This window comes from Pseudomonas sp. LBUM1646, assembly GCF_059716165.1.
Genome location: NZ_CP166810.1, coordinates 5,601,767 through 5,622,782, shown reverse-complemented (window position 1 = coordinate 5,622,782; position 21,016 = coordinate 5,601,767). Strand labels below are relative to the sequence as shown.

Genomic DNA, 21,016 nt, shown 5'->3' with positions numbered 1-21,016 from the left:
GCGCAATTGAGGGATGTTGGCTTTTGGTTGTTCGGCGCCTGTGACATCGCCTTCGCGGGCAAGCCTCGCTCCTACAGGTTTGCGGTGATCGTGAAATCACACCGGTCCTGTAGGAGCGAGGCTTGCCCGCGAAGAGGTCGTCAGCCCCAACAACTATCTAAGGCTGAAACGCGCCAATAAAAATCGCCGGATCGACCCGCGCATCATTCAGGCTGACATTCCAGTGCATGTGCGGCCCAGTTGCGCGGCCGGTGGAGCCGACCTTGCCCACCACGCCACCACGGGCCAATTGCTGCCCAACCTTCACATCAATTTTCGACATGTGGCAAAACATGCTGATAAAGCCCTGGCCATGGTCGACAAACACCGTGTTGCCATTGAAGAAGTAGTTACCAATCAAAATCACCTTGCCCGCCGCCGGGGTCTTGATTGGCGTGCCCGCTGGCACCGCGAAGTCCAAGCCCGCATGGGGATTGCGTTCTTCACCATTAAAGAACCGACGCACACCAAATTTGCTCGACAGCGGCCCATTGACCGGTTTGTCCAGCAGCAGGTTGCTCGGAGTGTTCGGGCTGAAGCTGCGGTAAGCCTGGATCTGCTCGGCCAGTTCGCCTTCGATGCGCTTCAGATTCTCCGGGTTAGGATTGACCTGCTGCGTGTTCTTCAGCGTGATGCGCTGTTCCGGGTATTTCTTGTTGCCGACGGTAAAGCTCAGATTACGGCCGCCACTGCTCACTTGCTGGGTGCCCGGTTTGACCGTCAATGGCACACCGACAATCGCCAGCCAATTGCTCTGTTCCTTGACCACCAGCACCGGTTTGCCTTGATACGTGGCTTTCGGCGCCTGGGCGGCAGCGCCCAGGTCCACCACGGCCACGCCGCCCGGCACCGGTTTGTTCAACAGGCGGGTGATGTAGCTGTCGGCGTGGGCGTTGAAGGTCAGGAACAGCAAGAACAGCGGAGCTAAGAAACGCGGCATGGATCAGTCCAGTAAAGAAAGGGTGACAGGCGTCAGGTGATTGTCTTCGACGCGCACTTGCAACTCGCCCTCGCCGAGCCGAGCGTTCAGACGCTGGCCGGGGTGGGTCTGGGCGGCGTTGCGAATCGCGTTGCCACGCTCGTCCAGCAGAATGCTGTAGCCACGGGCAAGGGTCGCCAACGGACTGACCACTTGCAGCGTCTGCACCTGGCTTTGCAGTTGCAGACGGCGGCTTTTGAGGCCTTCGCGGATGGCCCGGGGCAGGCGTTCGGCGAGGCTGTCGAGGCGCTGGCGCAGCATCGCCAATTGCCGACCCGGATGTTGCCCGGCGAGGCGGGTTTCCAGGCGAATCAGCCGTTCGCGACGGGTATTGAGGCTGCGTTCGAAGGCGCGGCGCATGCGCATGTCCAGATCGTCCAGGCGTTGCGCTTGCTGGCGCAGGCGTTCGCCGGGGTGGCGCAGGCGCCGGGACATGCCTTCCAGGCGCAGGCGATCGCGCATCAAGCGGTCGCGGATGCGCATCACCAAACGGCGATGCAGGCTTTCGACCCTGCGCATCAGGTCACTGGAGTCCGGCGCCAGCAGTTCAGCGGCTGCAGAAGGGGTAGGCGCGCGAACATCGGCGACGAAGTCGCTGATCGAGACATCGGTTTCATGGCCGACGGCGCTGACAATGGGCGTTACGCAGGCATCCACGGCGCGGGCCACGGCTTCTTCGTTGAAACACCAGAGGTCTTCCAGCGAACCGCCGCCACGGGCCAGGATCAACGCGTCGAAGCCGCGGGCGTCCGCCAGTTTTAATGCGCGGACGATCTGCGCGGTGGCTTCACGGCCTTGCACGGCGGTGGGGATCAACGTCAGTTGCACCTGCGGCGCCCGACGACGGAACACGCTGATGATGTCGCGGATCACTGCGCCGGTCGGCGAGCTGATGATGCCGATGCGTTGCGGATGGGCCGGCAGTGGCACTTTGCGTTCGGCACTGAACAGGCCTTCGGCGCTGAGCTTTTCCTTCAACGCATCGAAGGCCAGCCGCAGGGCACCGTCACCGGCCGGCTCTACGGTGTCGAGGATCAGTTGATAGTCGCCACGGCCCTCGAACAGCGAGACCTTGCCCCGCACCTTGACCGCCAAACCATCTTTCAGCGCTTGACGCACCTTGGCGGCGTTCTGCCGGAACAGCGCGCAACGCACCTGGGCGCCGCTGTCCTTGAGGGTGAAATACACGTGGCCGGACGCCGGACGGGCGAGGTTGGAGATTTCGCCTTCGACCCAGATATTGCTGAACACGTCTTCCAGCAACACCCGCGCGCGGCCGTTGAGCTGGCTGACAGTCAGGACTTCACGGTCCAGGCCGAGTCTTGCAAAGGGATCTTTAATCATGGGGCGCATGATAAAGGCATTCTTCAGGGGAATGCACGATCCCCCGTAGGAGCTGCCGAAGGCTGCGATCTTTTGATCTTGAAAATCCAGATCAAAAGATCGCAGCCTTCGGCAGCTCCTACAGGGATTGGGTGAATTGTTGGACTAATGCTGTGGGATTTTGCCGGCAGGCGAGGGCGACGATGCTGTGGCAATCCGGGTCCGCCAGCGGCAGGAAGTGAATGTCGGGCGGGCCAATGTCTTGCATCGATTCCGGCAACAGCGCGATGCCGAACCCGGCCTGGATCAATTGCAGTTGCGTGGTTTTGCGCGACACCACGCGCGCGGCCTTGGGAAAGAAGCCCTGGCGCATGCACAACTCCGCAGACAGATAACTCAACCCTCCACGCTGTGAATGAGGAATGGAGATAAACGCTTCATCCTTCAACTGCGCCAGATCGATGCCTTGTCCCGAGTTATCCACAGCCAGTCGATGATTCGGCGGAACGGCCAGCAGCAGGCGCTCGCTATATAAAGGCACAATCTGCACCCCTTCACGCTGGCGCAGCACCGGCAAGCGCAGCAGGCCGACGTCCAGGCGACCTTCGGCCAACTCTTCGAGCTGCGCTTCGGAGGACAGTTTGATGATGTCCATGGACACGCCGGGGTGTTGATCCAGATAAGCGCTGATGCCCCGTAACAGCCGACCGCTCATGGGTACGGTGCTGGAATGGCTGAGGCGCAAGGTGCCGAGCTGCCCGTTGCCGACCTGAGTCGCCATCTCGCTGGCCTTGGTCAATTCATTCAACAGGTTTCTGGCGCGGGGCAAAAAAGCTTCGCCAGCCGCTGTCAGTCGGGGTTGGCGCGCGGTACGTTCGAACAACGGCGTTTGCAGGCGGGTTTCCATGTCCTTGATCTGCCGGCTCAGGGCCGACTGCGCGATAAACAGGCGTTCAGCCGCAGCGCTGAAACTGCCGCACTCGGCGATCTCCACGAAGTAACGCAATTGACGGATTGAAAGCACGAGGCATGCCTTTTTGAGATGGGTTGGCGACTTTGAAGATATTAGTCGCAAGACTCAGTGCTGGCTAAAGTCATCACAGGTATTCAAGGAAAGACTCGGAATGAATGTGCTTGAGTTGTTGAGCCAATGGCCGTTCGGCGCAACGGATTGGCTGGTGATCGGGCTGGGCATTGCCCTGGCTTACATCGTGTTCGGTATTGCCGGTTTTGGCACTGCGCTGGTGGCGGGGCCGATTCTGATTCTGTTCATGCCGCTGTCGAAGATCGTGCCGTTGCTGGTGCTGCTGGATTTCGTCGCGGCTTTCGGCAATCTGCTGCCCTCGCTACGGGATGTGGCCAAACCCGAGCTGCTGCGACTGCTGCCGTGCATGGCGGTGGGGTGCACGTTGGGGGTGATCTTCCTGTTGAACCTCAAATCCGATCTGTTGCTGCTGTTGATGGGGCTGTTTATCAGCGCCTATGCGGTTTATAGCCTGTGGGTCAAAACCCGTCCGACGCAATTGGCCGCCGGTTGGGCGGTGCCGATGGGCACGGTGGGCGGGATGTTTGGCGCGTTGTTTGGCAGTGGCGGCTTTTTGTATGCGATCTATTTGAACAGTCGCCTGCCCAAGGAGGCAGCCCGTGCGACCCAGAGTGCGCTGATCAGTTGCAGCACCGTGGTGCGTTTAAGCCTGTTTGCCGTCGCGGGGGTGTACGCCGAGCTACCCTTATTGGTATTGGCCGTGTGTTTGTTGCCGGCCATGGCGCTAGGGTTGTGGATCGGCCGGCGGTTGACGATGAAACTGTCCCGGGAGACGTTTGTGCGGCTGGTGACCTGGTTGGTGCTGGCCAGCGGGATTGCCTTGATCGGGCGGTATTTGAGTACTTGACCTGAGTGTGTCAGGGATTAAGCTGCCGGCCGCAGATCCCACAAGGGTGATCATTCAGTATTTGCAGGCTTGCACCATGAATTCCCAAAGCATCATCGTCCCCAAAATTTCCACATTGCCGGTGCACGAACCCCGGGCCCGGGCGGTCGTGCGGTGGCTGGTGCGCAAGAACATCGTCAAGGAAGAGCTGACCACCTGCGGCCGCACCGGCAATCGCATGGGTTATGCGCTGGCGGATGGCGCCCGGGCAGTGGTCCTGCACCCGGAAGCGCTGCCGTTCGGCGAACCGGTCAATGGCCTGGAAATCATCACCAAACGCTGCATCTACACCCCGGCCAAGGGTTTTCTGGGCGAAGCGGGGTGCACCGAGTGTCGCAAGGAAGTCGGCGAAGCACTGTTCGAAAGCCTGGAAGAGTGGATGCCGGGCCGCACCGATAACTTCACCTGCCCCGAGTGCGGGCATGAAGATGACATCAACGGGTTTTTGTTCTTGCAGGAATGCGGTTTTTCCAACCTGGGGTTCATCTTCAACAACTGGGCCGAGGCGGGGTTCAAGCAGAGTTTTATCGATGAGTTTGCCGATTGGCTCGACCAGCCTGTGAGCCTGGTGAAAGTCGAATTGTAGGAGCAAGGCTTGCCCGCGATGGCGTCCTCAAAGCCGCCATCGCGGGCAAGCCTTGCTCCTGCGGGGAGCGGTGTAAAACCCCCGTCGATCACTGCATCGATAATAGACAGAGTTTTACATTGAACCCGAGGGGGTGTCTGACTATAATGGCGCGCTTCCATTTTCCCGCTCGGGAGCCCCCGCGATGCTGCGTATCAGCCAAGAAGCTCTGACATTCGACGACATTCTCCTAGTGCCCGGTTATTCCGAGGTGCTTCCTAACGAAGTCAGTCTCAAGACCCGCCTAACCCGTGGCATCGAGCTGAATATTCCTCTGGTTTCTGCCGCCATGGACACCGTCACTGAAGCCCGTCTGGCAATTGCCATGGCTCAGGAAGGTGGCATCGGCATCATCCACAAGAACATGACCATCGAGCAGCAAGCTGCCGAAGTTCGCAAGGTCAAGCGTTACGAAGCCGGCGTGGTCAAGGACCCGATCACCATCGAGGCTGACGCCACGGTGCGTGAACTGTTCGAACTCACCCGCATGCACAACATCTCCGGCGTTCCGGTACTGCACGATGGCGACCTGGTCGGCATCGTCACTTCCCGTGACGTGCGTTTCGAGAATCGCCTGGACGCCACCGTCCGTGAAGTGATGACGCCTAAAGAGCGTCTGGTCACGGTCAAGGAAGGCGCCGACAAGAACGACGTCCGCGAGTTGTTGCACAAAAACCGCATCGAACGCGTGCTGATCGTCGACGACAAATTTGCCCTCAAAGGCATGATGACCGTCAACGACATCGAAAAAGCCAAGGCTTACCCGCTGGCCAGCAAGGACGATCAAGGTCGTCTGCGTGTAGGCGCTGCGGTCGGTACCGGTAAAGACACCGGCGATCGTGTTGCGGCACTGGTTGCGGCCGGCGTTGACGTGGTGGTGGTCGACACCGCACACGGTCACTCCAAAGGCGTGATCGACCGCGTTCGCTGGGTCAAACAGAATTTCCCTGACGTGCAGGTTATCGGCGGCAACATCGCCACCGGCGCTGCTGCCTTGGCCCTGGCCGAAGCTGGCGCCGATGCGGTCAAGGTCGGTATCGGCCCTGGCTCGATCTGCACCACCCGTATCGTCGCCGGTGTCGGCGTCCCGCAAATCAGTGCCATCGCCAACGTCGCTGCTGCCCTTGAAGGCAGTGGCGTTCCGTTGATCGCCGACGGCGGCATCCGTTTCTCCGGTGACCTGTCCAAGGCCATCGTAGCCGGTGCTTCCTGCGTGATGATGGGCTCGATGTTCGCCGGTACTGAAGAAGCGCCAGGCGAGATCGAACTGTTCCAGGGTCGTTCGTACAAGGCTTACCGTGGCATGGGTTCGCTGGGCGCCATGTCCCAGGCTCAAGGCTCCTCCGACCGTTACTTCCAGGATTCCTCGGCAGGCGCCGAGAAGCTTGTACCGGAAGGGATCGAAGGGCGTGTTCCGTACAAGGGCACCCTGAGCGCCATCATTCACCAACTGATGGGCGGCCTGCGTTCCTCGATGGGCTACACCGGCAGCGCCGACATCGAAGAAATGCGCACCAAGCCTGAGTTCGTGCGGATCACCGGCGCTGGCATGGCCGAGTCCCACGTGCACGACGTACAAATCACCAAAGAAGCGCCAAACTACCGCGTAGGTTGAGGCTTCAAGCAAAAAGTTAAGTAACCGGGGCTGTTTTCAGCCCCGAGTTGTTTCTGAATTACATACACGAGACTGACTTCATGGCCCTCGACATTCACGCCCACCGCATCCTGATCCTCGACTTCGGTTCCCAGTACACCCAGCTGATTGCCCGCCGTGTGCGCGAAATCGGCGTGTACTGCGAACTGCATCCGTTCGACATGGACGACGAAGCGATTCGCGAATTCGCGCCGAAAGGGATCATCCTCGCCGGCGGCCCCGAGTCGGTACACGTTGCTGATAGCCCGCGCGCACCGCAAGCGGTCTGGGACCTGGGCGTACCGGTCTTCGGTATCTGCTACGGCATGCAGACCATGGCTGAACAGCTGGGTGGCAAGGTTGAAGGTTCCGAGCTGCGTGAGTTCGGTTATGCCCGCGTTGACGTGGTCGGCAAGAGCCGTCTGCTCGACGGCATCGAAGACCACATCGACGCTGACGGCCTGTTCGGCCTCGACGTATGGATGAGCCACGGTGACAAAGTCACCAAGATGCCTCAGGAATTCCACATCCTGGCCAGCACCCCGAGCTGCCCGATTGCCGGCATGTTCGACGATGCTCGTGGTTACTACGGCGTGCAGTTCCACCCAGAAGTGACCCACACCAAGCAGGGCGGTCGCATTCTGTCGCGCTTCATCCTCGACATCTGCGGTTGCGAAGCCCTGTGGACGCCTTCGAAAATTGCCGAAGACGCCATTGCCAACATTCGCGCCCAGGTCGGCACTGACAACGTACTGCTCGGCCTGTCCGGCGGTGTGGATTCCTCGGTCGTTGCCGCGCTGCTGCACAAAGCCATCGGCGACCAACTGACCTGCGTCTTCGTCGACAACGGCCTGCTGCGTCTGCACGAAGGCGAGCAAGTGATGGCCATGTTCGCCGAGAACATGGGCGTCAAAGTCATTCGCGCCAACGCGGCCGAGCAGTTCCTCGGTAACCTGGCCGGCGAGTCCGACCCGGAGAAGAAGCGCAAGATCATCGGCCGTACCTTCATCGACGTGTTTGATGCCGAATCCTGCAAGCTCGATAACATCAAGTACCTGGCCCAGGGCACTATCTACCCGGACGTGATCGAGTCGGCTGGCGCGAAAAGCGGCAAGGCTCACGTGATCAAGTCCCACCACAACGTGGGTGGCTTGCCAGACGAAATGAACCTGAAACTGGTCGAGCCCCTGCGCGAACTGTTCAAGGACGAAGTCCGTCGTCTGGGCCTGGAACTCGGCCTGCCGTACGACATGGTCTACCGTCACCCGTTCCCTGGCCCAGGCCTGGGCGTGCGGATCCTCGGTGAAGTGAAGAAGGAATACGCCGACCTGCTGCGTCGCGCCGACCACATCTTCATCGAAGAACTGCGCAAGGCCGACTGGTATCACAAAGTCAGCCAGGCTTTCGTGGTGTTCCAGCCAGTGAAATCGGTTGGCGTGGTTGGCGATGGCCGTCGTTACGCCTGGGTTGTGGCCCTGCGTGCCGTGGAAACCATCGACTTCATGACCGCGCGTTGGGCTCACCTGCCTTACGAACTGCTGGAAACCGTTTCCGGCCGCATCATCAATGAAATCGAAGGCATCTCCCGCGTTACTTATGACGTGTCGAGCAAGCCGCCAGCAACCATCGAGTGGGAATGATCCCGCGCGGTGGCCTGTTCTGACAGGCGCTGCTGAACCCACAAAACCCCGGCCTGGTGCCGGGGTTTTGCGTTTTTGGCCTTACCTCACTGAGGGAAACGCCCTCGTGGAGACATACCTCTCTCGTTCAATGCATGGGACAGGTCGCGCAAGGTCGCGAAGGGCTGTTGGTCGATGCCATTCCATGCCGGGCGGGTGATGTAGTAGTCACCGTTGGCCAACCGCTCTATCGGTGTTTGCGTCATCACGTAGTGGCTGTCACGGTGCCACAGCGTATATGTCTCGCCGGAGCGCTCGATGCAGTACATGCCGGGTTTGAACAGCAACCGTTGGCGTTGCGCAGCTGATCGGATGAACACGGGCGTTTCGACGGGCAGATGCAAATCGGCGTAAAAAGTGTCGAAGTTGCCATGAAACATCGGCCCCTCGACTTCGTTACGATCAATGTCAATGCCCGGGTCCAGCTCAATGCCACGACCTTGTCCGACCCCGACTTCTTCGACCCTCAGCCCCGCACCGCCCGTGCGCTCGCTCAAGCCGATAACGCCGCGGAAGGTATTGGTATTTTCGGCGGTGGTCACGGCGATCCATTTACCGGCGCCATGAATCTGCTGGTCGGCTTTCATGATGCGGGTGGTCAGGAAGACTTTGGTTCGCTGTGTTTCTACCGCCGAGAAGCCTGGAGACGTCACGGTATAGCTGGCGGCGCAGTCGCTTGCCTGCACGCGTATCCCGTGTTCACGGGCGGCTTTTACCAACTCAAGGTCAGTGAAGGGTTCCGGCAGATCCGCGCTGAGGGTGGTGAGGTAGGTTTCCAGGTTTTTCGGCATCGTGGCTGTTTTGGAAGCGAAAAACAGATCCAGTTCAGCCTGGTTGAAGTCATTGAGCAGGCGCGGCAAGTACAGCGTTTTGACCCCTTGCCGGGCAAACTCGGCCATGTTCTCGATCAGCAGCCGAGTACTGGCGATACGGTCCAGGCTTTCCCCGATGACCAGGCCCATGGAGTCTCTGAACAGTTCTTTGATGAACTCGACGAAGGTTCGGCTCTGACTGGGGATCGGTGGACGTTCGGGTAAGTTTTTCCATTCCAGGTCGTTCTCTTGGGTCTGGGCATCGATAAGCAGTGAGGTCCGCCTGGAAGACAAGCGCATTTCCGGGCCGAAGGATTCCAGCTGTTGTTCGCGGGTCTGGGCGGTCCCGCGCTGTGCTTCGGTTCTTAACACCCAGTCCTGCATCTCGGCGCGGTAGAACGGGTGGGTGTCATAGGGAGTGGATGGCGTTTCGAGCCTGGTATTGGGATGACTGGGGCCTGGGCGCGGCTCGCTGCTGGTCGATGGCGGCGGGGCGGCAGAGGCGCTGGTTGTCGGAGCAGTGCCTTCAGCGGGCAGCCTGACCAGGCGCATGCGTCTGGCGATGAGGGCATTGCGCAACTTCTCAAGGGTGGCGAAGCGGCGAATATGCACCGTCTCCCACTCAGGGCGAATCACAAAAAAACCACCGCTGTCTTTCTGAATCGGGGTTCTTACCAGCATACCGTCACGATTACGGCTCACCAGTACGGCATTTCCAGATTCGCTTTGCAGGGTAAACATGCCTCTGTCGGTCAGTAGCTTGTCCATCTTATGGGCATTGGTGACGCTGACCGGTGTGTCCATCTGCAGGCGCAGGTCGTTTTTGACTGGAAGCTGTTCAAGGCCATGGTTTTCGATTTTGCCCGGGTCCGGCTCGATTCCGCGGGCCTTGCCGAACTCGGTCTCTTCGACGCGCAGTCCGATAGCGCCCTCCAGCTCGCTGAGCCCGGCAACTCCTTCGAACGTGTTGGCGTGGGCGTCACCCACCAGCGCGACCCAGTTGTGAGCGCCGCGAGCAGACTGATCGGCTTCAATTACGGTACGGGCGAAGTAATTCATCATCCTGGTGCGCAACGCCCCTTCGGCCCCGGTCATGCCCTGGCTTCGGTAGCTGGCCATGCAGTCGATGGCCTGGACCCGGATATGGTTTTTCTGGGCGGCCCTGACCACTTCCAGAAAGGTGTACTGGCCAAAGGGGTCTGTCCCCTGGCTGGCATCCAGCGCTTTGAGATAGCGCTCCAGGTTTTCCGAGAGTTTTCCGGTCTGGTTGAAGACATCGAGGTCGGCTTGATGGAAGTCGGTAAGCAGGTGTTCCATGTACAACGTCCTGACATTTTGCTTGCTCAGGATCGCCATGTTTTCAATCAACAGCTGTTTGCTGACCGCACTGGAGTGCTCTTCTCCAATCACAATGCCGCGCGCGTTCTTGAGCAGAGACTTCAGGATGGCCTTGAGCGTTTCGTGTGGTTTGAACGCGGGTATTTTCGGGCGATCGGGGAGTGTCAGGTTCCGGAAGAATGCGAGGGCATCGTCGTAGAGCCTTTGCCGTAGCGTCTTGAACTCTGTGTATTGCCCACCGTCGAAAACGTGCTCGTCCAGCGCCGTATGCCCGGCCTTGCCATCGGCAGCCGTTTTATACGCAGGCCTTAACGATTCGGGCACATCGTAAGGTGTGGCTGGCGTTTCAACCGGCGGCAAGGCTTGCGCCGTGTGCCCCCAGCCTTTGAAACCGAATATCTTCCCGGCCCCACCTTTCAGACCTGGCGCCGTGACAGGTTCCCATTGCAGGTATTCGTTCAGGCGTACCGGCACATTGCGGTAAAACGACCACGGATTGGCCGGATCGATAATGACCCAGCACTTCATCTGGCTGACATAACGAACCTGATAAAACCCGTCCCGAACACCGCTGCGCAGGTAGATGTACTGCTTGCCCGAAAAGGTTTCGATGACACCCTTGGCGACCCCGGTACCTTCGCGGGTGGCTTCAGTGATCACGGTTCTGAAAGGGGCGAGAGCATCCTCCTGTCCAAGCGCAATGACCGGCTCAAGCGGAAGTTTTTCAGGCAATGGCAATGCTGTGCGTTCCATGGCCAGTTCGCTGATTTTTTCTTCCGTTGCAATCGCGCTGCCGGCTTCGGCAATGTCCGGCAACTCGCCGCCGATCTTGAGGAACATAGCGTTAAACAACGTATTGATGGCGGCATAAATCGCGCCGGTCACCCCGGCCTTGCGCTCGATGGGCGTTTTTCCGTTGACCGCTTGATCGATGTTCAACCCGACGTCGGCGATGCCCGCGCCCACCACCGCGAGCGCCACCGGCCAGCCCACTGCCGCCAAGGGCCCGAACATCCGGCCAAACGCATTCAGATAACCTATCCACAGCTTTTTTCGCAGGTCGCCGTTGGAGTTCATCATGAAACTGGCATCGCTGATCATGCGTGCATGGGTGGCATCACGCAGATAGCTGAAGGCATCACCAGTGACCCATGCGTCTTGGGTCTCGAGCAGTTGGTGATCATTGGACTTCCACGCGCTGAACAACAAATCCAGCACGTGCTCAAGACCGACGTTCTCGATGCGCGGTTCGTAAAAGAAATGCGCAAACATATCCACGACAGGCGCCGCGGCCATCAACGTTTCGGTGCTTTTCTTGAAAGCGGCCGTGTCCTTCATGATGTCGTGGTCGGCGACCTGGAAGTGCGACATGAAGCGTTTGCGTGCTGAAGGTGTCTGCACTTCGGACATGATCCACCAGTGCAGGTCGATGACGCTTTCCAGCACATGAAAACCCCATAGCTCCCCGGGCACATAGAGAATCTGCCGACCGTCTGCGTCGACAATACTGAGGATGTCGGTGGAAATAAAACCACCCACGGTCAGGCGCCGTACACGCAAACCCGAGGCGGGCAGGGTTTCTGCTTCGAGCATTTGCCGCGTCACTGGCCAGGTGATGTTGCTGGCGACAGCCTTGACCACCGTGCGGAAGTTGTCATCGGACAAACGCCCGGCTTCGCGATCTTCCATGGCCTTGGCCAGGAGCGTGCACTTGGCCAGGGTTCTGAAGGTGGTGCTTTGGGTCCTCCAGAAGGCTTCGACTTTTTCCTTGTAGTGATCAATGAAGTTGTAGGACCAGAAAGCTTTCAAGACCTGGCTGCCGAACAGCCGAACTTCGTTGGTCTGGTCATAGGTGCCGACGTCCGGGCCTGCGGTGTAGAAGCCGCAGTCGTTGTCGAGCATGTCGGTGTTGTCCTGGTCATGCACGGTGAACCGCTGGATCACCAGTTGCGTCAGGGTCATGGAGTCGTGGGGGTGTTCGATGTGTTCCCAGCCAGTAAAGGTCTGCGCGTTGCTCTGGGAACCATGGAAACGGTGCCAGTAAACCTGATCCGGTTCCAGGTCATGAATGCCGTGCTTGGTGAGGATGCGTTTGGCGAATTCGATCGCCATGCCGTACATGTCGGGGCACGCCTCGACCAGGGCCGGCACCAGCGCCTGGAGGGCCTTGGCATCGGCGGCGTTGGGCAGGTCAGTGGGGGCGGCGGGTGTTTCGATGGCTGTCATTGCGTGCCTCTCGGGTAGAAGGTTCACCCTCACTATCCCAAGGCCGCCACGATAAAGATGTCGGATCCGGCGTCACTTGTTGCAGGTTCTGGCAGACCCGACAGCGCAGAATGAAACCCTGTCCTTGTGCGAATCAGCGCCGGGCGACATCCGAAAAGTAGAACTTGTCCAAGGTATGCCGCGACTCGGTGTACTCGAACTGGCGGCCATCCTGCAAAAACGTCTGGTTACTGACCACGATCACATGGCTCTGGCCGTCGAGGTCCAAAAGCAGCTGGTCGTCCTTGCTCCGCGGCACCGCTTCGATGGTGCGCTGGGCATAGGCGATTTGCAGTTGCAGGGTCTGTTCGATGAAGGCGTAGATCGATTGTTCGGCGATCTCGCGGGACAGACCAGGAATCACGTCGCTGACGAAATGGTTGATGTCGAGGATCACCCGTTTGCCGTCGATCCGCCGCACCCGTTTGATCCGTGTGATCAGGCTGCCGGCTTCAGCTTTGATGTGCTCCAGCAGCGGGCCTTCGAGCGCAATCTGATCAAACTCGACCACTTCGGTGCTGACGTCGTTGCCCAGTCGCGGATAAGTCTCCTGGAAACTGACGATGCCACCCAATTGAAATTCGATTGGGTTGGTCGACAGCACAAAGGTGCCTTTGCCGTGGACTTTCTGGGCGAAACCGCGCTCCTGCAATTGCTCGATCGCCTTGCGCACGGTGCCGCGGCTGGCCTGATAGCGGTCCATCAGTTCGGTTTCGGAAGGTAACCGCGCGCCGCGTTCCAGACGTTCGGTGGTGATGCTGGCAAGCAGATCGGTGTAGATCTGGTTGTATTTACTCATGGGATGGCTCTATGCCGCGCTGTACTCAAGGTTTTGAACCTTAAGGGCAGGGTAGGGAATTGTCCATGCGGCAATAGGTTTCTTTGACTTCGGAGGTAGGAAATGTCGCCGCTGGTCGGGCTCGTGACAAACAAAATCAAACTCGTCTGTACGAGTTGTTGCTTTAACTCGTACAGACGAGTACTTTTCGTCTCGGCGTGCTGCCAATAACAAAAAACTACAACGGAAGATCAAGCATGAGCCACGACTATCCGAACATCGCCAGCGAGCTGCTTCTGAGCCTCGGTGGCAGCGACAACCTCGAGCAGGCCGCGCATTGCGTCACCCGCTTGCGCCTGGCCCTCAAGGACCCGAGCCTGGTCAACAGCGCCACGCTGAACCAGATCGATCTGGTCAAGGGTTCGTTCTTTACCGGTGGCCTGTTCCAGGTGGTCATCGGCCCCGGCGAGGTGGAAAAGGTCTACGCCGAACTGCGCCGGCAAACCGGTCTTGCCGCGTCGACCATCGCCGATGTTAAACAAAAGAGTGCGGACAAGATCAACGCCATGCAGCGTCTGGTGCGGGTGTTTTCCGACGTGTTCATGCCGATCCTGCCCGCGCTGATCATTGCCGGCCTGCTGATGGGCATCAACAATCTGATCGGCGCCAAGGGCATGTTCATCGAGGGCAAGACCCTGCTGGATGCGTATCCGGGCCTTGATGGCATCTGGAGCCTGATCAACCTGATGGCCAACACCTCGTTTGTGTTCCTGCCGGCCTTGGTGGGCTGGTCGGCGGCCAAGCGTTTTGGTGGCAGCGAAATCCTCGGCATCGTGCTCGGCCTGATGCTGGTGCACCCGGACCTGCTCAACGCCTGGAACTACGGCAAAGCAGTGGCCGGCCTCGACGGCCAGAGCCTGCCGTACTTCGATATTTTCGGCTGGTTCAAGATCGAGAAGGTCGGTTATCAAGGGCAGATCCTGCCGATCCTGCTGGCGGCCTACGTGATGAGCGTCATCGAGAAGTGGCTGCGGGCGCGGGTACCGAATGCCGTGCAATTGCTGGTGGTGCCGATCACCACCATCGTCGTCACCGGCGTGCTGGCATTGGCGGTGATTGGCCCGGTGACCCGGCATCTGGGGATCCTCATTACTGAAGGCGTGGTCACCCTGTTTGACCTGGCGCCAATGGTCGGCGGGGCTATCTTCGGAATGCTCTACGCGCCACTGGTGATCACCGGAATGCACCACATGTTCCTCGCCGTGGATTTGCAGTTGATCTCGACCCAGGGCGGCACCTTTATCTGGCCGATGATCGTCATGTCCAACCTCGCCCAGGGCAGCGCGGCGCTGGCAGTGTTCTACATGACCCGCAACGTGCGGGACAAAAGCATGGCCTCGACCTCGGCGATTTCGGCTTACTTCGGCATCACTGAGCCAGCGATGTTCGGGGTCAACCTGCGCTACAAATTCCCGTTTTATTCGGCGCTGATCGGTTCGGCATTGGGCTGCATCTTCCTGTCGATGAACAAGGTCCAGGCTTCGGCCATCGGCGTCGGTGGCTTGCCCGGTTTTATCTCGATCATTCCGCAGTTCATCCCGATGTTTGTGATCGGGATGATCATCGCCATGGTCGTGCCGTTTGTTTTGACCTGTGGGTTGAGCATGAAGATTGTTCGGCCTGGGTATCGGGTCGCCTGACAGCCCCTACGGGTCTCGTACCAATTTCGAAAAGGAATACCGCCATGCAAGACTGGCAACGTTCGGTGATCTACCAGATCTACCCGAAGAGTTTTCACAGCCACGCCGGCAACCCCACGGGTGATTTGCTGGGTGTCGTGGCCAAGCTCGACTACCTGCACTGGCTGGGTGTCGACTGCCTGTGGATCACGCCGTTCCTGCGTTCGCCCCAGCGCGACAACGGTTACGACATCAGCGATTACTACGCCATCGACCCGAGTTACGGGACCATGGCCGATTGCGAGTTGCTGATCGCCGAGGCCGGCAAGCGCGGGATCAAGCTGATGCTCGACATCGTGGTCAACCACACCTCGATCGAACACACCTGGTTCCAGCAGGCCCGCAGCAGCCTCGACAACCCGTACCGCGACTTCTACATCTGGCGCGACCAGCCGAACAACTGGGAATCCAAGTTCGGCGGTTCGGCCTGGGAGTACGAAGCCCAGACCGGCCAGTACTTCCTGCACCTGTTCGACCACACCCAGGCCGACCTGAACTGGGACAACCCGAAAGTACGCGCCGAAGTTTGCAAGATGATGCGGTTCTGGCGCGACAAAGGTGTGGGCGGTTTCCGTCTGGACGTGATCAACCTGATCTCCAAACCAGCGGATTTCCCCGAGGACAGCAGCGACGGTCGGCGCTTCTACACCGACGGCCCGAACGTCCACGAATACTTGCAGCAAATGCACCGCGAAGTGTTTGAAGGTCACGACCTGATCAATGTCGGCGAGATGTCCTCCACTAGCCTTGAGCACTGCATTCGCTACTCGCGGCCGGAGTCGAAAGAACTGTCGATGACCTTCAACTTCCATCACCTGAAAGTTGATTACCCGAACCTGCAAAAGTGGATTCGCGCCGATTTCGACTTCCTCCAACTCAAGCGCATCCTCTCCGACTGGCAGACCGGCATGCAGGCTGGCGGTGGCTGGAACGCGTTGTTCTGGTGTAACCACGACCAGCCGCGCGTGGTTTCGCGCTTCGGTCACGACGGCGAGCATCGAGTGGTCTCGGCGAAGATGCTCGGCACCGCGCTGCACTTCCTCCAGGGCACGCCGTTTGTGTATCAGGGCGAAGAACTGGGCATGACCAATCCGGGCTTCGATCACATCGATCAGTACCGCGATGTCGAGACGCTGAACATCCATCGTCTCCAGCGTGACGCCGGTGTCAGCGACACCGACAACATGGCGGCAATCATGCAGAAGTCCCGGGACAACGGCCGCACGCCGATGCACTGGAACGCCGAGCCGAACGCCGGTTTCAGCGTGGCCGAACCGTGGATCAGCGTGCCGGCCAACGCCGCGCAGATCAACGTCGCCAGCCAGTTCGACGACCCGGATTCGGTGCTGCATCACTACCGTCAGTTGATCGCTCTGCGCCGCCGCGAAGCGCTGATGTCCGATGGCGTGTACCGGCAGTTGCTGCCTGAACACACCCACATCTGGGCCTATGTGCGTGAAGGCAAGGGCGAGCGTTTGTTGGTGCTCAACAACTTCTACGCCACACCGTGCGAAGTCGAATTGCCGGAAGAGGTGATTAGCGAGGCGATGTCGCAACGGCTGGTGATCAGCAACTATCCGGATTCTCCGCCGCGTAATCGGCAGGTGTTTCTACGGCCCTTTGAGTCGTTCGTACTGCACCTGACTAACTACTAAAAAAGACCCGTTTTAAAAACACGCAGAACACTGCGCGGGGGAGTTTTGCGCGCCGTTTTTGCTGCAGCACACAATAAAAATAATGGGGTAGCACTTGAAAACAACAATAAATCGCAGCCTTGTAGCAGCAGGCGTGTGCCTGGCTTTGCCTCTTTCGGCCCAGGCGCTGGAGTTCGCCGGGTATTTGCGTAGCGGCGTCGGGACGTCGACCAACAGCGGTAAACAACAGTGTTTTCAATTGCCGGGAGCGCAAACCAAATATCGTTTGGGCAACGAGTGCGAGCAGTACGCCGAACTTGAATTGCGCCAGGATTTATACACGTTGGACGACGGCTCGGTGCTCAGCGTCGACGGCATGGCTTCGCTGTATAACCAGTACGACAAGGACCTGACCTTCAACGGCGACAACGGCTCGGTGCGGATGCCGCAGATGTACGCGCAATGGTCGAACATGCCGAGTCTCAACGGTGGTTCGCTATGGGCCGGCCGGCGTTACTACAAACGGAACGATATCCATATTTCCGACTTCTACTATTGGAACCAGAGCGCCACGGGCGGCGGTATCGAAGACGTGTTGATCGGCGATCTGAAATACAGCTACGCCTATTCGCGCAAGGACAACCTGTACCAGAAGGACTACATCAACCGGCACGACTTCAACGTCGCCGGGTTCGACACCAACCCCGGTGGTGCGCTGGAACTGGGCCTGAGCTACATCGACAAACCCGACAGCCGCGACGCGCACCGTGGCTGGGCGATCACCGCCCAGCATGTGCAGAAAGGCTTTCTCGGCGGCAAGAACAAACTGGCCTTCCAGTACGGCGAAGGCCCTGGCACCGGGTTGGGCTATACCGGTAACGTGCAGCTCGACGACCGCAACAAAAGTTATCGCGTGGTGGAGTTTTTCGACTGGCAGGTGACGCCGCGCTTTGGCGGGCAGATCGAGGCGGTGTATCAGAAAGACATTCGCCCGGATGGCGCTGATCAGAACTGGCTGTCCCTCGGGGTGCGCCCGGCGTATGCGATCACCGAGCAGTTCAAACTGGTGACCGAGCTGGGTCACGATCAGGTCGAAGCCCCAGGCGGGACGCGCAAGTTGAGCAAATTCACCTTCGCCCCGACCTGGTCGCCCAAGGGCCCGGATTTCTGGGCGCGCCCCGAGGTGCGCCTGTATTACACCTATGCGAGCTGGAACGAGGCGGCCAAACGGGCGGCCAATGAACTCGCGGCGGGCTCGGCGTTGTCCGACACCGGTGCCTTCGGCACGGCGCGCCACGGTTCGAATGTCGGATTGCAGGTCGAGTACTGGTGGAAATAAGCGATGCTGTCGGAGCCTCGCGCTCCATCGGCACTTCAAAAGAACAAAACAGCAGGTGACGTCATGGCCACACCCCAACATTTGCAACTGCTCGCGCCGCTGTCCGGCGTGCTGATGCCGCTGGACCAGGTGCCCGATCCGGTGTTTTCCAGCCGCGTGATCGGTGACGGGTTGTGCATCGACCCGACTTCGCAAACCTTGTGCGCACCGCTGGCCGGGGTGATCAGCAATGTGCAGGCCAGTGGTCATGCGGTCAGCATCACCGACAACAACGGCGTACAGGTGTTGATGCACATTGGCCTCGACACGGTGAACCTGGCGGGTAAGGGGTTTACCCGGTTGGTGGAGGAAGGCCAGCGCGTCGAAGCAGGGCAGGTACTGATCGAATTCGATGCCGATTACCTCGCCTTGCATGCGCGCAGTTTGTTGACGTTGATGCTGGTGGTTAGTGGCGAGCCGTTCACTTGGCTGGTGCCCGAAACAGGTCTGGTGGACAGTGGCCAGCCGTTGCTGGGGTTGAACACTGCCGGGCAGACGGCGGATGAAGTGGTGGCTGAGGAGGGCGAGGCGCTGTTCTCCAAACCGGTGACGCTGGCCAATCCGAACGGCTTGCACGCGCGTCCGGCGGCGGTGTTTGCCCAGGCGGCGAAAGGTTTTTCTGCGAGCATTTACCTGCATAAGCAGCAGGACAGCGCCAACGCGAAATCCCTGGTAGCGATCATGGCGTTGCAGACGGCCCATGGTGATGTCGTGCAAGTCAGCGCGGCGGGGGCGGATGCCGAGGTTGCAATCAAGACCCTGGCCGAGTTACTCGCCGCAGGCTGTGGCGAAACCGTGACGGAGGTGACTGCTGTGGCACCGGTCGAAACTTCGACGCTGACGATGCTGCGTGGGGTTTGCGCCTCGGCGGGGTCGGCGTTTGGGCATGTGGTGCAGATTGCCGAGCAGACGCTGGAGGTGAGCGAGTTCGGCAAAGGCGCGCAGGCTGAAGCTGAGGTTTTGTCTCGGGCATTGGTCGAGGCACTGAGTGACTTGCAGCAACTGCGCGACAACGCTACCAGCGACGCCCAGGCCGAAATCTTCAAGGCGCATCAGGAACTGCTCGAAGATCCGAGCCTGCTGGGGCAGGCCCAATCGCTGATCAGCGAAGGCAAAAGTGCCGGGTTTGGCTGGCGAGCGACGACCGAGGCGACGGCGGTCCAGTTCAAAAACCTTGGCAGTCCATTGCTGGCCGAGCGTGCGGCGGATCTGGCGGATGTCGGCCAGCGGGTACTCAAGCGAATCCTCGGTGTACAGGATCGCGCGCTGGAGTTGCCGGACGGCGCGATCCTGATCGCCGAACAACTGACGCCGTCCCAGACTGCCGGGCTCGATACCCGCAAGGTGCTGGGGTTTGCCACGGTTGGCGGTGGCGCGACCAGTCATGTCGCAATTCTGGCCCGGGCCGCCGGCCTGCCGGCGATCTGTGGTTTGCCGGTCCAGGTGTTGGCGCTGGCCGACGGTACACAAGTGCTGCTCGATGCCGACAAAGGTGAGCTGCACCTTGATCCGGACCTGGTCGCCATCGAGCAGCTTCAAGCCAACCGCCAGCAACAACAAAAACGCCATCAACATGAACTGGCCCACGCCTCGCTCGCCGCGTGTACCCGCGACGGTCATCACATCGAGGTCACGGCCAACGTCGCCTCGCTGAGCGAAACCGAACAAGCCATGACGTTGGGCGGCGAGGGGGTCGGTCTGTTGCGCTCGGAGTTCCTGTATCTGGACCGCAACCACGCGCCGAGCCACGAGGAACAAGCGTCCACTTACAGCGCCATCGCCCGCGCCCTGGGACCGACGCGCAATCTGGTGGTGCGTACCCTGGATGTTGGTGGCGACAAACCGCTGGCCTACGTACCGATGGACAGCGAAACCAACCCGTTCCTCGGCATGCGCGGGATTCGCTTGTGCCTGGAGCGTCCGCAGCTGTTGCGGGATCAGTTCAAGGCGATCCTCAGCAGTGCCGGGCTCGCCCGTTTGCACATCATGTTGCCGATGGTCGCCCAGCTCTCGGAGTTGCGTCTGGCCCGGCAACTGCTGGAAGAAGAGGCGTTGGCGCTGGGCCTCACGCAACTGCCGAAACTGGGGATCATGATCGAAGTGCCGGCCGCGGCGTTGATGGCGGATCTGTTTGCGCCCGAGGTGGATTTTTTCTCCATCGGCACCAACGACCTGACCCAATACACCCTGGCCATGGACCGCGATCACCCGCGCCTGGCCAGCCAGGCCGACAGCTTTCATCCGTCGGTGCTGCGCCTGATCGCCAGCACGGTCAAGGCCGCTCATGCCCACGGTAAATGGGTCGGCGTGTGCGGTGCGCTGGCTTCGGAAACCCTGGCGACCCCGTTGTTACTGGGGTTGGGGGTGGATGAGCTGTCGGTGAGTGTGCCGCTGATTCCGGCGGTTAAAGCGGCGGTACGTGAAGTGGATCTGGTGGACTGCCAGGCCATCGCCCAGCAATTGCTGGGGCTGGAAAGCGCCGAACAGGTGCGCGAGGCGTTGCGGCTGTATCACGAAGCGACGGTCGATACTTCACTGGTTCTGGAGAACTGAGCATGTTCGAGAAAATGCAGCGGGCGTTCTGGAAAGCGTTGACGCCGGATCTGGTGGTGGATGAGCCAAAGGTTGTGGCTCAGGTTGTTTCGGGGCTGAAGGCGGATGTCGTGGCAGCGTTGGGCGGGGTGGATAACCTCAAGTCGCAGCAGCCCGTGGCGCTGACACGAGTGCGGGTGGAGTTGCGGGATGTGGGGCGGGTGGATCGGCAGGCGTTGAATCTGGCCGGTGTGCCAGGTTTCATGATGCTGGAAGAGGGCGTGGTGCACCTGATCACCGGCCTCCCTCAATGATCGTTCCCACGCTCCGC

14 protein-coding genes are annotated in these 21,016 nt (G+C 59.8%); 9 read left to right on the top strand and 5 right to left on the bottom strand.

Translation table 11 applies throughout. The features are described from left to right. Positions 1 to 157 precede the first annotated feature (157 nt). From ACA071_RS25495 to ACA071_RS25485, 3 genes are all read right to left on the bottom strand, one after another. The gene (locus ACA071_RS25495) at positions 158 to 979 is read right to left on the bottom strand and encodes a peptidoglycan DD-metalloendopeptidase family protein (RefSeq protein WP_497641653.1); all 822 of its coding nucleotides are present in this window, start codon (positions 977 to 979) and stop codon (positions 158 to 160) included. A 3-nt stretch (positions 980 to 982) separates the two neighbouring features. Next, the gene (gene xseA, locus ACA071_RS25490; protein WP_497645384.1) at positions 983 to 2,362 is read right to left on the bottom strand and encodes an exodeoxyribonuclease VII large subunit; all 1,380 of its coding nucleotides are present in this window, start codon (positions 2,360 to 2,362) and stop codon (positions 983 to 985) included. Between the two features lie 118 nt (positions 2,363 to 2,480). Further along, positions 2,481 to 3,365 carry a LysR family transcriptional regulator gene (locus tag ACA071_RS25485; RefSeq protein ID WP_497641651.1) on the bottom strand — a complete coding sequence of 295 codons (885 nt, stop codon included), beginning with the start codon at positions 3,363 to 3,365 and terminating at the stop codon, positions 2,481 to 2,483. A gap of 100 nt (positions 3,366 to 3,465) precedes the next feature. Here ACA071_RS25485 and ACA071_RS25480 point away from each other — a divergent pair, with 100 nt between their 5' ends. From ACA071_RS25480 to guaA, 4 genes are all read left to right on the top strand, one after another. After that, a complete protein-coding gene (locus tag ACA071_RS25480; RefSeq protein WP_497641649.1) occupies positions 3,466 to 4,233 on the top strand; it encodes a sulfite exporter TauE/SafE family protein in 768 nt (255 codons plus the stop codon). A gap of 76 nt (positions 4,234 to 4,309) precedes the next feature. Continuing rightward, positions 4,310 to 4,858: a sugar ABC transporter ATPase gene (locus ACA071_RS25475; RefSeq protein ID WP_497641647.1), complete on the top strand. Its 549-nt coding sequence runs from the start codon at positions 4,310 to 4,312 to the stop codon at positions 4,856 to 4,858. Between the two features lie 184 nt (positions 4,859 to 5,042). Beyond that, entirely contained in the window at positions 5,043 to 6,512 is a 1,470-nt protein-coding gene (gene guaB, locus ACA071_RS25470; RefSeq protein ID WP_497641645.1) for an IMP dehydrogenase, read from the top strand. 80 nt (positions 6,513 to 6,592) lie between these two features. Beyond that, a complete protein-coding gene (gene guaA / locus ACA071_RS25465; RefSeq protein ID WP_497641644.1) occupies positions 6,593 to 8,170 on the top strand; it encodes a glutamine-hydrolyzing GMP synthase in 1,578 nt (525 codons plus the stop codon). An 86-nt stretch (positions 8,171 to 8,256) separates the two neighbouring features. On the opposite strand, the gene ACA071_RS25460 is transcribed toward guaA, so the two are convergent. Next, positions 8,257 to 12,585: a membrane-targeted effector domain-containing toxin gene (locus tag ACA071_RS25460; RefSeq protein ID WP_497641643.1), complete on the bottom strand. Its 4,329-nt coding sequence runs from the start codon at positions 12,583 to 12,585 to the stop codon at positions 8,257 to 8,259. Positions 12,586 to 12,718: 133 nt separating this feature from the next. After that, positions 12,719 to 13,423, bottom strand: coding sequence for a trehalose operon repressor (gene treR, locus ACA071_RS25455; protein WP_497641642.1), 705 nt, complete (start codon positions 13,421 to 13,423; stop codon positions 12,719 to 12,721). Positions 13,424 to 13,659: 236 nt separating this feature from the next. On the opposite strand from treR, the gene treP reads away from it, so the two are divergent. From treP to ACA071_RS25430, 5 genes are all read left to right on the top strand, one after another. Then, positions 13,660 to 15,102, top strand: coding sequence for a PTS system trehalose-specific EIIBC component (treP, locus tag ACA071_RS25450; protein ID WP_497641641.1), 1,443 nt, complete (start codon positions 13,660 to 13,662; stop codon positions 15,100 to 15,102). A gap of 44 nt (positions 15,103 to 15,146) precedes the next feature. Continuing rightward, positions 15,147 to 16,796 carry an alpha,alpha-phosphotrehalase gene (gene treC / locus ACA071_RS25445; protein WP_497641640.1) on the top strand — a complete coding sequence of 550 codons (1,650 nt, stop codon included), beginning with the start codon at positions 15,147 to 15,149 and terminating at the stop codon, positions 16,794 to 16,796. A 94-nt stretch (positions 16,797 to 16,890) separates the two neighbouring features. Next, the gene (locus ACA071_RS25440; protein WP_497641639.1) at positions 16,891 to 18,114 is read left to right on the top strand and encodes a maltoporin; all 1,224 of its coding nucleotides are present in this window, start codon (positions 16,891 to 16,893) and stop codon (positions 18,112 to 18,114) included. A 63-nt stretch (positions 18,115 to 18,177) separates the two neighbouring features. Further along, positions 18,178 to 20,706, top strand: coding sequence for a phosphoenolpyruvate--protein phosphotransferase (gene ptsP / locus ACA071_RS25435; protein WP_497641638.1), 2,529 nt, complete (start codon positions 18,178 to 18,180; stop codon positions 20,704 to 20,706). A 2-nt stretch (positions 20,707 to 20,708) separates the two neighbouring features. After that, positions 20,709 to 20,999: a PTS sugar transporter subunit IIB gene (locus tag ACA071_RS25430; protein ID WP_497641637.1), complete on the top strand. Its 291-nt coding sequence runs from the start codon at positions 20,709 to 20,711 to the stop codon at positions 20,997 to 20,999. Positions 21,000 to 21,016: the final 17 nt, after the last annotated feature.

What these genes read in the sequence shown, in the direction of transcription:
- ACA071_RS25480 (WP_497641649.1), top strand. Translation starts at nt 3,466, where the DNA reads ATGAATGTGCTTGAGTTGTTGAGCCAATGGCCGTTCGGCGCAACGGAT.
- treR (WP_497641642.1), bottom strand. Translation starts at nt 13,423, where the DNA reads ATGAGTAAATACAACCAGATCTACACCGATCTGCTTGCCAGCATCACC.
- treP (WP_497641641.1), top strand. Translation starts at nt 13,660, where the DNA reads ATGAGCCACGACTATCCGAACATCGCCAGCGAGCTGCTTCTGAGCCTC.
- guaB (WP_497641645.1), top strand. Translation starts at nt 5,043, where the DNA reads ATGCTGCGTATCAGCCAAGAAGCTCTGACATTCGACGACATTCTCCTA.
- guaA (WP_497641644.1), top strand. Translation starts at nt 6,593, where the DNA reads ATGGCCCTCGACATTCACGCCCACCGCATCCTGATCCTCGACTTCGGT.
- ACA071_RS25430 (WP_497641637.1), top strand. Translation starts at nt 20,709, where the DNA reads ATGTTCGAGAAAATGCAGCGGGCGTTCTGGAAAGCGTTGACGCCGGAT.
- xseA (WP_497645384.1), bottom strand. Translation starts at nt 2,362, where the DNA reads ATGATTAAAGATCCCTTTGCAAGACTCGGCCTGGACCGTGAAGTCCTG.
- ptsP (WP_497641638.1), top strand. Translation starts at nt 18,178, where the DNA reads ATGGCCACACCCCAACATTTGCAACTGCTCGCGCCGCTGTCCGGCGTG.
- ACA071_RS25475 (WP_497641647.1), top strand. Translation starts at nt 4,310, where the DNA reads ATGAATTCCCAAAGCATCATCGTCCCCAAAATTTCCACATTGCCGGTG.
- treC (WP_497641640.1), top strand. Translation starts at nt 15,147, where the DNA reads ATGCAAGACTGGCAACGTTCGGTGATCTACCAGATCTACCCGAAGAGT.
- ACA071_RS25460 (WP_497641643.1), bottom strand. Translation starts at nt 12,585, where the DNA reads ATGACAGCCATCGAAACACCCGCCGCCCCCACTGACCTGCCCAACGCC.
- ACA071_RS25495 (WP_497641653.1), bottom strand. Translation starts at nt 979, where the DNA reads ATGCCGCGTTTCTTAGCTCCGCTGTTCTTGCTGTTCCTGACCTTCAAC.